The 12571-nt window shown below is 41.0% G+C and carries 17 protein-coding genes; 7 read left to right on the top strand and 10 right to left on the bottom strand.

Annotated elements, in window-relative coordinates:
- Complete coding sequence (locus tag ONZ52_RS05455; protein WP_265217698.1) at positions 1 to 189, bottom strand: hypothetical protein; 189 nt, start codon at positions 187 to 189, stop codon at positions 1 to 3.
- A gap of 160 nt (positions 190 to 349) precedes the next feature.
- On the opposite strand from ONZ52_RS05455, the gene ONZ52_RS05450 reads away from it, so the two are divergent.
- From ONZ52_RS05450 to ONZ52_RS25580, 3 genes are all read left to right on the top strand, one after another.
- On the top strand, positions 350 to 1174 hold the full coding sequence (locus tag ONZ52_RS05450) for a pyridoxamine 5'-phosphate oxidase family protein (RefSeq protein ID WP_265217697.1): 825 nt from the start codon (positions 350 to 352) through the stop codon (positions 1172 to 1174).
- Between the two features lie 40 nt (positions 1175 to 1214).
- Positions 1215 to 1394 carry a GFA family protein gene (locus ONZ52_RS25270; protein ID WP_265217696.1) on the top strand — a complete coding sequence of 60 codons (180 nt, stop codon included), beginning with the start codon at positions 1215 to 1217 and terminating at the stop codon, positions 1392 to 1394.
- 77 nt (positions 1395 to 1471) lie between these two features.
- Entirely contained in the window at positions 1472 to 1618 is a 147-nt protein-coding gene (locus ONZ52_RS25580) for a GFA family protein (protein WP_487348997.1), read from the top strand.
- 70 nt (positions 1619 to 1688) lie between these two features.
- On the opposite strand, the gene ONZ52_RS05435 is transcribed toward ONZ52_RS25580, so the two are convergent.
- A complete protein-coding gene (locus ONZ52_RS05435) occupies positions 1689 to 1826 on the bottom strand; it encodes a hypothetical protein (protein WP_162623506.1) in 138 nt (45 codons plus the stop codon).
- A gap of 420 nt (positions 1827 to 2246) precedes the next feature.
- Here ONZ52_RS05435 and ONZ52_RS05430 point away from each other — a divergent pair, with 420 nt between their 5' ends.
- From ONZ52_RS05430 to ONZ52_RS05420, 3 genes are all read left to right on the top strand, one after another.
- Positions 2247 to 2618, top strand: coding sequence for a methionine-R-sulfoxide reductase (locus ONZ52_RS05430; RefSeq protein ID WP_265217695.1), 372 nt, complete (start codon positions 2247 to 2249; stop codon positions 2616 to 2618).
- Between the two features lie 130 nt (positions 2619 to 2748).
- A complete protein-coding gene (locus ONZ52_RS05425) occupies positions 2749 to 3189 on the top strand; it encodes a hypothetical protein (RefSeq protein ID WP_265217694.1) in 441 nt (146 codons plus the stop codon).
- Between the two features lie 12 nt (positions 3190 to 3201).
- Positions 3202 to 3792 carry a hypothetical protein gene (locus tag ONZ52_RS05420; RefSeq protein ID WP_265217693.1) on the top strand — a complete coding sequence of 197 codons (591 nt, stop codon included), beginning with the start codon at positions 3202 to 3204 and terminating at the stop codon, positions 3790 to 3792.
- On the opposite strand, the gene ONZ52_RS05415 is transcribed toward ONZ52_RS05420, so the two are convergent.
- From ONZ52_RS05415 to ONZ52_RS05380, 8 genes are read right to left on the bottom strand one after another with little or no spacing between them, the layout of a single operon-like run.
- The gene (locus ONZ52_RS05415; RefSeq protein WP_265217692.1) at positions 3782 to 4180 is read right to left on the bottom strand and encodes a DUF4150 domain-containing protein; all 399 of its coding nucleotides are present in this window, start codon (positions 4178 to 4180) and stop codon (positions 3782 to 3784) included. The two genes, ONZ52_RS05420 and ONZ52_RS05415, sit on opposite strands and share 11 nt — an antisense overlap.
- Before the next feature lie 11 nt (positions 4181 to 4191).
- A complete protein-coding gene (locus ONZ52_RS05410) occupies positions 4192 to 4731 on the bottom strand; it encodes a DUF3540 domain-containing protein (protein WP_265217691.1) in 540 nt (179 codons plus the stop codon).
- Complete coding sequence (locus tag ONZ52_RS05405; RefSeq protein ID WP_265217690.1) at positions 4728 to 5795, bottom strand: pentapeptide repeat-containing protein; 1068 nt, start codon at positions 5793 to 5795, stop codon at positions 4728 to 4730. The genes ONZ52_RS05410 and ONZ52_RS05405 overlap by 4 nt, the downstream gene beginning before the upstream one ends.
- Before the next feature lie 7 nt (positions 5796 to 5802).
- Positions 5803 to 6039, bottom strand: a complete 237-nt coding sequence (locus tag ONZ52_RS05400) for a pentapeptide repeat-containing protein (protein ID WP_265217689.1) — start codon at positions 6037 to 6039, stop codon at positions 5803 to 5805.
- Positions 6029 to 8443: a DUF2169 family type VI secretion system accessory protein gene (locus tag ONZ52_RS05395; protein ID WP_265217688.1), complete on the bottom strand. Its 2415-nt coding sequence runs from the start codon at positions 8441 to 8443 to the stop codon at positions 6029 to 6031. The genes ONZ52_RS05400 and ONZ52_RS05395 overlap by 11 nt, the downstream gene beginning before the upstream one ends.
- Positions 8444 to 8445: 2 nt before the next feature.
- Positions 8446 to 10203: a serine-rich family protein gene (locus ONZ52_RS05390; RefSeq protein ID WP_265217687.1), complete on the bottom strand. Its 1758-nt coding sequence runs from the start codon at positions 10201 to 10203 to the stop codon at positions 8446 to 8448.
- A gap of 49 nt (positions 10204 to 10252) precedes the next feature.
- Entirely contained in the window at positions 10253 to 10852 is a 600-nt protein-coding gene (locus tag ONZ52_RS05385; RefSeq protein ID WP_265217686.1) for a hypothetical protein, read from the bottom strand.
- Entirely contained in the window at positions 10852 to 11547 is a 696-nt protein-coding gene (locus ONZ52_RS05380) for a contractile injection system protein, VgrG/Pvc8 family (RefSeq protein ID WP_265217685.1), read from the bottom strand. Before ONZ52_RS05380 ends, ONZ52_RS05385 begins: the two co-directional genes overlap by 1 nt.
- Before the next feature lie 565 nt (positions 11548 to 12112).
- Between ONZ52_RS05380 and ONZ52_RS05375 the strand changes: the two genes are divergently transcribed.
- Entirely contained in the window at positions 12113 to 12448 is a 336-nt protein-coding gene (locus ONZ52_RS05375) for a hypothetical protein (RefSeq protein ID WP_265217683.1), read from the top strand.
- Positions 12449 to 12571 lie beyond the last annotated feature (123 nt).

Below are 12571 nucleotides of genomic sequence, written 5' to 3'. Positions count from 1 at the left end.
TCAAGCGCTGTTGCTCGAAAACCCTAGTGACGCAATATGATCTGCAATACCTTTTTCAAAGTCACTTAGACCTGAAAACGTTGGCCAAATAACCACTTGAATATGACTCTTCTCCGAACTCAGTCCGTCAACTTGGTAATGCACACGCTTAATATTGTCTTTAAATATCGCTTCAAATGTCTGGTTCACTGGCAACCCCTTAAAGAATTTATAAATAACGTTTATTCAGTGTAACCAGCAAAATAGAGTCAAAGCAATCTTCATGCTTATTTTCACTACTTTCTGATACACTTTTCCTCACCGATTACCAACAATAATAAGCTCAACACTTCATGATAAGGATGAAACAATGACGCAAATAGCTTTAAGTAATCTCATTGGTAAACAAGTACTCGGCGTAGCGGGTACTTATGGCGCGAAAGAGAGCGAAATGGATGTTTATATTTGCGGTGTAAACATACTATCTGATACGGCATTGGAACTTTTCTTTCCTAATGGTCATCAGCTTAAAGCAGATCAAAAAATCACCGTACATTTAGATAATCGTACTGGTGTTTCTGAATATGATGCAGACTTAAAAGTTTACCGCTCCTCTTTTAAAGGTATAGTTTCATCCATAACAGGCCAAAAAGTACAACTAACCGCTATTGAGTACGAAGTGTACTATGGCGCTAGCATTGTTAAATCTTTCCGAACGAATGACTACGAGCATCCGAGCGACAACCGCCCTCCTGTCGATCTGCCATGCAGCCCCCTTACCGTTGCTCCCGAAATTGACGACAGCGAAAACGATAATAAAATTGGCGTTTTGATGACATATGCCAAACAGCAACCACATTCCACCGTGATGGCATTCTTATCCTCTGTTGACGATGATATTTTCTTTATTACCTTCCCGAGTACATTTAAGGCTAAGCTGTTAAGTCGTCACAATCAGTGTTACTTTGCTATCGATGGTCGTGCCACCTTTACTTTTGAAGAAGCCATCGAATGGAATTACAGCATCATCAAAAGTGATGTTTATGAAATACCTAAAAGCAATCCAGTTTTCCAACAAATCCAAGAACTCTTTATCCAGAAAAATCCTTGGGAAATGGGTTTCTTTAGTCACCCAGAAGTGACTATGTATCACCTAAAAGCCACAAAAGTTGTCTGTCCACAGCAAAAAGATTAACGATCAAGTGGACAAAACACACCTCAATTAAGGAAAAAATATGTTATCAGGAAGCTGTTTGTGTAATGGCGTGCAATACGAAATAAAAGGCGAATTGGGTGACATCATGCAGTGTCATTGTCAAAAATGTCGTAAAGCCAACGGCTCTGCGTTTGCCGCCAATGCAGCTATTCCAACAACCGCCTTCGCCTTGTTAAAAGGCAAAGAGCCTCCTAGCTGAATACGAATCTACGCACTGGTGTTTTCCGCGTCTTTTGCAAGCAATGTGCATCACCACTTTATAGTCGACGTTCACAAATGCCAGAGCTACTTCGCCTTCGTATCGGTACTCTTGATAGCAAAATACATAGCAAACCCTCTTCGCACATCTTTGTCGGCTCAAAAGCAGAATGGTATGAGATTTGCGATGATATTCCTCAGTATCAGGAACGCCCTACGGTGTAAGTCATGTATTTGTGATAAAAAAAGGGGAAGTCGATCAATTCAACTTCCCCTTTTTTGTAGTGTGTGACAGTTAGTCGTCGTTGGAGTCATCCCAGAAATCATCATCACTGTCATCTGAGTCGCCGTAGTATGACTCATCGTCGTCAGCGTCATCGTAAAAATCATCATTCTCGTCGTACTCATCACTTAGAGAATAATGACCAGCCATGACTGACTCCGAAATAAAGATAGTACTTGGTAGTGTTATAGTTTGTGTAGTGTGTAGATACATCAGACAGCCCTCCATTTTCAGGCCAATCAAACAGGAATGTTAAGCTTAGCAGGGAATATCCAATTTGGTAAAAGCAAATAAAATAGATTATATATTCTTGCCATCTATAGTGGCTATTTGCCAAATTTACATCACCATAACGTAGCAAAAACACTCAACGCCCCCATTGGAGACTCCACCAAAAACGCACGATTTAGCTCTAACATCCTGTTTCATAAGTTCAATATTCTTTCTATATCAGCAAGGTAAAAATGCTCGAACTCATTGTGCATTTTATTGTCTTAGTTAATAACCATAAGACATGCCATAATTTACGCAAACCAAGTCCCTTTTAATGAGTGGCAAGAGAGTGATGTTATGATGAGTAAACCCTACAACAAACTGACACCAGAAGAAGCAAGAGTCATCCTTGATAAAGGCACAGAGCGCCCATTTACCGGCGAATACACAGACACAATGGAAGGTGGCCTATATCTTTGCCGTCAATGTGATGCGCCGCTTTATACGTCAGAACACAAATTCCTTTCTCACTGTGGCTGGCCCAGTTTTGACGACGAAATTCCCAATGCTGTTAAACGTGTACCAGACGCTGATGGCCGACGTATCGAAATCGTCTGCGCCAATTGTGAAGGCCATCTAGGCCATGTGTTTGAAGGAGAAAGACTAACTGAAAACAACATTCGCCACTGCGTGAACTCCATCTCAATGACCTTCGTAAGCCAAGGTTAGTACAATGTGTTAACGTGAACATCTATGACGTCTCACGTTAACACTCACAAAAAAAAGAATATTAAAAAGGCTTTTAAGTTAAACTCTAGAGAAACGGATATTTTCATTAAATTACTCATAAAGTCTTATCATGCGTAAATTTTTTTTCGCGTTCTTAGTATTATTATTGGTCGGTATTGGACTCAGTTTATTGCTTCCCAAACCGCAGCCCTCCTCGCAATACCTTAGCCAGCAAACAAATTACACAATAAGCCAGGACTCTCTCTTTGCACCGTTGCCCATGACAGAATTTTTACTTATCACTCCAACCCCCAATGACGTGGTTTTCACCCTACGTTTAGGTTTATACAGCCAGTTACAACAAGCCGTGAATGCGGCAGAGTCTATGGACCTATCTAGTAAAGCATTCATCGTAAAGGTCGTGGATAATAATAGAGAGTGGTATTTACTTTTATTTAATCAACACCCAACAGCGGAAAAAGCAGAGCAACAAAAACGAGTACTGGAGAACCAGAAGATATCCGCTACACTTATGCTATTGCCTAAAGATCTTAAGATGTCAAAGAGCTAACCGGAGCGTGATATGAACTATTTGCCACCACTAAGAAACCATCAACAGATGGTGCGTGTTGTCAAAGAAAAGGGCAATATGAATGCTGTCACGGCGCAGAGCTTCAAATTAGGCAACGCTTTTGGCGATCATCAAACGAGCCATTTCGACTCTTTATTTGGTAATGGTGGTGGTATCTCTCCAACAGAACAACAAATCCGCACCCTAGATGCGATGAATGTCACCAGTAGTTCATTACGTCGACCTAGCCAAACATCCAACGGAGGGCTACTTCCAACCCGTACTGAATCATCCCTTTTTCATAAACTAAACCCTTCAACTCGAGAGTATATGAGTGGCATGAGCGGAGGGCTAACTATGAGCAGAAGTGATGCTGCACCAGGCACGAAACTGAGAACACAATTATCTCCAAATGCTGATAGTAAAACTATTTATCCGAATCGGAACACCCTCCCCCATGCAATGCGCAAGCGAAGCGACCATAGGGAACCTATATCCTATGTTTCCGATCAGCACGCTATACCATCGCACCACATTGTGGCTGACAAACAACAACCCCATAATTCAACTATCCACTCGAATAACAAAGACATTAACTCATAATTAGAACCTTTGGCTGACATGGTGTTAATGTCATACCAACAGCATTTGGAACCATCCCATTTTGCCCAGTTGGAGATAACATTTTTGTGGCTGGCATTATCGATGTGAAGACTTTAACACTACCAAATAAGTGTCGCGTTGGGTCCATTATCAAACTTGAAACGACTCCCATCGCAATGCCGGCTTCATCGCCATTAGACATGGGCACCATTGTCATTAAATTATGATTGGGCATGGCCATAATAAAAATATTAGGAACATTGGGAATCGCCATCGTTGTCATAGAAATATTGGGATATGGAATCGGTACAACAGCGAGTCCTACAATGGTTTTACACACGTCTGGAAAAGCAAAATTCATCGCTGGCATTTGTGTATTAGCAAACATAATCGCTCCCCTTACCCCATATTTATCCGTTCGGCATCAATACGAACATCTTTTTCAGCAGTTATCACCTGATGCTTTCCATGAACTCTCAATAGCCCTTTGGCAGATAAAGAGTACTGACTTACTTTTTGAAGTAGGTTCTCTGCCTGCTGAATCATAGTATTTGCCACAGACATGACATAGTTCTTACTCATCAATGCCATCTTGTCTAAAGAAATCAATTCTAGATTTTCAAAAGCCGTAAACTTTAGCTCAGGTGCCTGCCAGTGCATTTTTTTATCCGATGAAATCGTTAACGTTTCTATTTCATTTTTTCGAGACAGCAATTGAGTAATGTAATACTCCTCAGCCATCTCAACAAAACATACCGTATCACCCACACAAGGCTGGATCAGTAAACTAACGGCACAGGTAGCACAATAAACATCATCAATTATCCAAGAATTAGAAAGCTTATCAAAACGGGTAATTAATCCACCATAAGTCACCTGTATTTCTTTAGGAACAACGTCAGGCAGCGTCTTCGCGCTTAATTTTAAAACATGAGTCATGGTGTTACTCCAAATTTTGCAAGCTTGTCATCAATCGCTTTCTGATTAGCATCTGTGGTTAATAACTGGCTTTTATCTGCCCCCTGCCAACGACAGTCTTTTTCTATGACTTGATGAATCACGGTTCGTAATAAAGTCGAACGGCTAAAATTACATTTGTTAAGATCACTATAAGAGAAGTTGCTATAACTCAAATCTGTACCTGTAAAATCGACCTGATCAGCGGTTAGACTTTTCATCCAAGTTTGTGACATCGGGCAGGATACAAAGGTTGATTGACTTATTTCCGCTTGCTGAAAATTCGCATTACTTAAATCCGCTTTATCAAAAACACAGTTGTTGATTTTACTTTCGATAAACAACGCCTGCTGTAATTTTGACTGACTAAAATCAACATCGGTTAATACACATTTTGAAAAATTAGAACTATAAAGATCCGCTGCTGATAATTGCGTTCCAACAAATAGACTTTCGCTACAAGTGCAATATTTTAGGGTGATTTTTTTGAGGTCTTGACCGCTAAAGTCACACTCAAGCAACAAGGCTTGGGTGAAGCTGCAGCCATTCAGTTGCATGGTCTTAAAATCCGTTTTTAGCCAAACTATGTTATAAAAAACACAGCTTTCATAAACAGCGTGACTGGATTCCATTTCAGATAATGTCACGGTATCCCACTGACAAGATGTAAAGGTTGCACGGGTAAAAACACACTGATGCCATGTTGACGATTTAACACTAATATCCCGCCAGACACATTCACTGAAATCACACTCGCTAAGCGTTGCCATTTCACAAGCACTTTCCCATGACGACCCTTTAAAATCACACTGTATCAAGCTCGATTGATTCAGCTTACATTGGTTTATAAAAGACCGAGTGAAGTCACATTGCGTAAAAACAGCTCGAGTCAGATCGCAATGGTCAAAATGGCTGCCACTAAAATTGCAATTTAAAAATACCGCGCCCTCTAGCACACAACGATCAAACGTCACACCACTTAAATCAACCCCGATTATAGGTTGGCACATGGCGAGTTTTTCTTGAATGATTTGTAATTTATTCATTAGTCACCTAGTTAATCAATGGCATGGGGCTTTGTTTCATATCGTCAGTCAAACAGTCATCAAAAACAGCATCAGTCAGATCATTATTGAAAAATTCACCACCGCGTAAATCCACAGCAATAAACTGGCATTTTCGTAATGAACTGGCGTTAAAACACACCTCTTTTAGGTCACTGCTATCAAATTTAGCTAACGTCATAATGCAATTATGAAACAGAGCATTCTGATAGTGGCTACCTCTCAAGTAGGGCTTCGCCAAAATCGCATTCAATAAATACAGAGCCGTTTCCTTTACTCTGGCTCATATCCAATCCACGAAAACCACATGTTTTCCAAAGACCATTAGAAAAATCAGCTTGCAGAAAATCTCCCTTATTACTGAACTGAACTTTTTCTGCTTTTATACCGGCGAAGTCAGCCCCTTCCGCCTTAGTTTCCAACATCATGCAACGCTCTAACGTTATGTTTTGCCAGTTAGCACCTTGCAATTCTGGCTGAAAGAAAATACAGTTTTTTAAACTGCCTTTTTGCCAATCACTCTGAGTTAACTTAGCTTCCATAAAAGTCCCTTTTTCACATTGAATACGATGCAAAACACTCGATTGCATATTGACGTTCACTGCTAATATATGATCTAGAATGGCATCGCTGAAGTCACAGTGATCAAATTCCGCTTTCGTAACATTTGAATGGCTTAAATTGCTATGGTTGAAGCGCGTTTCTTTTCCATAAGTAAGCGCCAAGTTTGCCTTAATCATTGAACAGTTTGTAAAAGTAGCTGAGTTTAATATCGCTGAGGTAAAAACCGCCCCATCAAGACGGCACCCAGCAAAGTTACAAGAGGTTAAATCTGTTTTTTCCAGCATCACATCGCGCAAGTCCAAACCAGAAAAGTCTAAACCAGATAAATCGGCGCCAGCCAAATCCCTACCCGCCAATGATACAGAGGAAGCCATTAGCACTATTACCCATTCCCGCATCTGTTGAGCGCCGTTTTCTGGTAATGGTTGAGCTAAAACAGTTACTTCGGGAGCATTTTGGCGAGCCTCTCTGGCATTTTTCGCAGCCGATTGTTCGGCCTGCCATACCTGTTTTTGTTGCTCGAAGGTGAGTGCGTTTTCGGGCGGTAGCGCAGTCATCCACTCTGGAGGCTGATAAGAAGTAAACGCCTCTAAATCCGTTGCCGTAACATACACCCTATTATTTACCCGAGCTTTCATGCTAGAACTGGATTCACACGCCTTATCCTGTTGTTTCGAGTATTTAGCTTGTAGCTGCTTTAACTCGGATAATTGTAATTCCATGTCAGCGTTTGCTTTTTTAGCTGCCATATTGGCGTACGCTATATAGGGTGACAAATCGATATCACCGCTTTCTAAAAGTTCCTGAGGGATAGGGCCAGGTTCGTCGACATCTGGTGGTGTTTTTTCTAATGAAGGAAGCTGAATATTTGGATTGTCGGCTTGTATTTTTGCCACCTGTAACTCAGTGATATGATCGATTTTTTGCTGATGTAAACGTTTTGCCTCAGCATGGATGTTGTCATAATGTTGCTGCTGATCTTTCGTTTTCATTGGCATTAGCTGCGACTCATTAAACACATGAGCAAGCGCTGTTTCTGGGTCCGTACGTAAGGTTATTACATCTTGATAATATTCAATCGTTCGCGGGGCATCATTCGCGCCTTCGCAGGCCAACATCAATTTTTTCACATCCAATCCATCGGAATCATTCACTTGAGTGACTCCACGGTAAATGCAGACTCCAAGCTCCAATTCAGGAAAAAACCACACCGTATCTATGGCGGTTGAAATTTCTTTAAACACGTCTACGCCTTTAACGTGCTGACAAATAAAGGCACGCACTTTAATGTTAGGAAGCCTACCTTCAGTCACGTGATAGTCGACGTTCATACCTTTAATCGAATAGGCGGTATCTGGCTGGAAAAAATCTTCTATTTGCTGATCCAATGGGGCACTGTTAAATAATTTAGGATTGGTGTCTTTGGGAAATCCAGAACGGTCGTTTTCAAGCCACTGCTTATTATAGCTACCCTGATAACGAGTCCGTTGCGGCCACTGAATACTTAAAGGACCAAAGCCGGCTACGCTACGAACCTCTTTATCCGCCTTTGGACTTTCTTTTTCTAAATAAATATTGGGCAAAGCATAGCTGTCTGTTTCTTTATTTTTATATTTTTTATTAATGACCCCTTTACCCAAAGGGTTCTGTTCATAACCCACTGCGCCATAAGCGTTCTGATAGATCAACGGCATATCTGTAAACTTTACCGGCGTACTGACGGAACTGAACAAACCTCCGCTCCAGTATCTATCACCGATTATCTTTAATGATTTTTTAACTTTACCCAGTGACACAGTCACGGTCATATTGGTGACTGGGATTTTATTTGGAGCAAACGCCCTACCAGCTATTAATAACTCACCATTTGGCTTCGCAAAACCCATATCGAGTAAATCACCATTTTCAAGGTATTTTATGATTCTAGGCCACTGGCTAATTTCAGTAAGCAAGGCGTTGTCTGCGCCAAGCTTAAAAAAACACAATGCTCCTACCGAAAATTGGTGTCCATTAAAACCATAGGTCTTACTAATGAGGCTTAACTTACCAGGCTTAATTATTTGCATAATTATAGTGTCATCGCCATTGTGACCATATTAGCTACTATGCCTTTTTGGGCGGCAGCAACTTCTTCTTGTTTCTGAATAATGGTACTACCAGTCGCTAACTGAATTTTTACGCCTGCATTATTGTCAACGGATATACATAATCCACCTCGAGTTGAAACCGATAAATCTAATCCCATTGTTGAGCTAATCGACGTATTTGCAGACAAGTTGGTTGAAATAGAACTGGATGAACCTATATTAGTGCTTACAGAATTACTCATAGACAGCCTTGTACTCACATCATTAGTGGCTCCAATAAAAGTACTGACTGAGTTGGATGTACCTATGGTCGTATTCGTAGAATTACTTAACGACAGCTTTGTACTGACATCATTAGTAGCTCCAATAAAGGTATTTACTGTATTGGATGCACCTATCGTCGTGCTTATAGAATTGCTAAGAGACAACTTTGTACTGACATCATTGGTAGCTCCGATGAATGTATTTACTGAATTAGAAGCACCTATATTAGTGCTTATAGAGTTTCCAACAGACAGCTTTGTACTAACATCATTCGTTGCCCCCACAAAAGTATTTACAGCATTGGTCGCCGCCACACTTGTTGTTAAGTTATTTCTTGCGCCAATAAACATGTCCGTTTGATTGGTTGCTCCTATCGTTTTACTGTTATTATCCGCATTCCCGGTAACGTTAGTATCACTGCTTGAATTGCCATTAACTGTCGTTTTACTGGTAGAATTCCCATTCGTCATCGATGAATTCGTGCTATTACCATTATGAGTATTGGTATTTTTACTATCACCCGTCTGCTCATTAATATTTTCAGAATCTCCATACATAATAGAATGAGAATAAGAGAGACTGGTGATGCTAGAAGGATCTGCTGTCGGTGGTTCGGCGCCCATTCCACTCAAATTAATGGTTTTACCAGTAATATGACTTCGGTTATAACTAGAACCATCTGGTAACGTATTGCAAATATCAATAATCTCCTGATTGGGAATTTTGCCTTTGATGAAGCTCAAGTTATTTTCATCCACCTTATCGGAGAAAGCCCCCTGATACGACACATTGACACTCTTATTAGATTTAGAAAAGCTTTGCCGCGCATTGTTATAACTGACGCTGTACTCCTGCTCACTATGACTCTCGCTAAAACGACTGCCCTGGGAAACACTGGCACCAGCCAAACCTTGTGCTCCTTTGCCCGTCGTTGAGTAACTAAAAGAACAGCCCATGTCGTAACTCACACCGCCAAAACTAGCCCCTAAGACAGTTAGGTTACTGTAGGCGGTTTGAACGATATTCATCGCCGTTTTTAAATCGGCCTTAGCCTCACTGCCAAAGCGTATACTCATGCTATCACCATAGCTGGTACTACAGCTGCTTCCCCAATTGGTATTAAAGGTCCAACTGTTATTGCGCCAAAAGGCAGGCTGAATGGTTTTCTCTCCGTGAGAAGACACGACCTGCTGAATCTGTGGGATTTCACTTTCATTATCGCCACGCCCCACCAGCACCATAGAATTTACGGCAGGAGCCGTCTGCGATGTACTAGACAGAGCCACCCAATGGCTAATATCTGTTCCCTCGTCCGTGGCAAACTGCACCAAACAACCTATTTGCTTCAGTTTCGTTACCGAATCTCCAGATGATGAGTCACCATACTGGACGGACGTAATTTCGGTTTGAAAGTTATTTTTCTCGAAAAAATAAGGGTTTTTAGGAACCGCACTTTTTAACACTTTAGCTAACACATTGCCTTGATGAGTGTCTTGTATTTCAAAAGGGGTAATAAAGGTTGCCTCAGAGGCTCTTTGAATCAGTGCCGTTTGACACCAATGTCGCTTCTAGCGTCCCAGAATAGGGCGTACTTTCCGTCACCTTATGGGTTATTTTTGTGACCACAAAGGTCTTATCATTAAACTGAATAGGCATCAAATTGTCAGCGGTAACAGGCAATTTCCCGTCTTCATCTTGTTCGGTTGTGTCTTTTGGATTTATCGCCATCTGGCTTAAGGTAAAGGTATATCCTGGGCTGAGCAGAGTTGAGGTACTTTCCCCCGTCAAGGTACCTTGTTGAGTCGCTACTTGTTGAGCAATCTGTCGATGTGTTTCTTCAGATTCGCGTTTATCGACGCCATAAGAATAATTCTGATAAAACAGATAATTCGCCTTTGTCGTGTCTGCTGTAGCAGGAAAACTATTAAAACTCGCCACTTCGTTAGTTTCCCAGTTGGCCTGCTGACGAGTTAACACTGTGCCAACCGTCTGCGGCACCATCTGTGCTTGATAGGCTAAGTGACAGAATAAATCATTCTGCTGTAAACCAAGTGATTGTGCATCCGTATAGCTATAACGTAAAGCGAGAGATCCCTTTTTTACAGCCCGGAATGTAGACTTCATTAGGAGCTCGTTGTCTGATTAGAAAAAACAAGCGTTAAACCGTTTTCACTATGAATAAAATAAAAATGCACAGCGGCTTTTTTCATGACTCGTTGCAACATAGCAAAATCCGTTTCACCAGCCTGCATCCAATCTTGCACTCTCGTCGCGGTTAAACCAGCGATTTTATAACGTACCGAAAAATGCTTGCCGTAGCGGGATAGCTCGGGGGTAATTAAGGCACCAATAATTTGTTCTAGATTCATTCCCTGATGAACAAAATAGCGATTGCGTAATGTTAAAGGAAACAAGGGAGACTGCATCACCAAGCTATACTCTCCTGGTGCACTTTGACTAACCGAAGATACAATGCCAGAAAAATATCGCGACGGCAGAGGGTCAACACTCGATGTTGCTTGAGCATCAAACATACCATCTCGCTCGCCCATAGCGTTTGGGTAAGATTCAAAACCAATCACTAACTGAGTCCACTGCGCTAATAGATCTCCTCCAACACCCTGCACTAAAGAAAGTGATTGATTCGGGCTATAAGACGGTTTTGATAGATTGGCAAAAGAACGATTGGCATCTTTAGGGTTAATGGGCGGCTCATTTCGCTCATTGGCACGCAGACTGATGGTAAAACTAAAAGGCTGAGAAACCTGTTCCTGCCCCTCTACTGACACTACTCGAAAATAGTCACTATTGAGGCTCACCGCCAGAAGATTCAGCCACCACACTAAACGATAACGAGGTAGCAAACTGCCGACTGGGTTCTATCGCCATATAATCTAGGGGAAGTTTATTTTCTGTCATACCATCTTCGCTCAACTAATCCATCAAATAAAAAGACACCAACGATCATTTTGGTAACAATGATTTTTTATTCTTCGTCATTCATAATTAAAAGCAGGAATAGTGCCAGATAGTTAACCAGTTGATATTATTAGATTTAATTAAAATCAGCGCATGAAAGTGATTAAGACTGGGTCGGTAATCACCCATTTTCGGGTAGATTTCATACCCAACATTATGAGTTTTTCACAAAAAATAAACGTAAATTATTTTCTTTTAATCATTAAAAATTTGCAAAACGTTTTATAAATCAAATCATTAGTCAAAATATTTATGCCTTTAAATAAAAAAGGCTGTAATGGCATGACCTCTGCTATACATATGCTGGCTACGATTAGTAAACGAAAAGCAATGACTATAAGAAAGAATCCCACTACATCACGTGGGTTTTACTCATCAGAATTTATTTACAAAAGAGGAACCACTATGTCAGATAATATCGCATTCAAAATTCAGCTAGGCATTATGTTACCCAAGTTAAAAAGCACGATTCAAACAAACCTAACCAGCATTATTGAAGACCACATTAATCTAGTTAAAGAAGGCACATTAGAAGGAGAAGAAGCCCCATCGCTTGATGATGTAAAAGTCCTAGTCATGCAAAGCTTAGAAATCTTTCTGGATAACGTCGTACTACCCAGCATCGATGCAAAAATAAACCCAGCGGTGGTGGAAGAAGAGGTCACTATTGAAGAATCCGTAGAAGAAAGTGTTGTAGCCGCACCAGAGCCAGAGCCAGAACCTGAGTCAGAACACGCATAGCAATAAGGTATTCATTATCGATAGGGACAGCAAGCTATCCCTATCGTTTCTCCACCAAAAATAAAATGTAACCCGCTGTCTCGAATCAGCTAAGATGATGCAATAGATAATCTCTGGTGACTT

The sequence above is a fragment of the Marinomonas rhodophyticola genome (assembly GCF_026113935.1).
Classification (GTDB): domain Bacteria; phylum Pseudomonadota; class Gammaproteobacteria; order Pseudomonadales; family Marinomonadaceae; genus Marinomonas; species Marinomonas rhodophyticola.
This window is presented reverse-complemented; position numbering and strand designations above follow the sequence as displayed.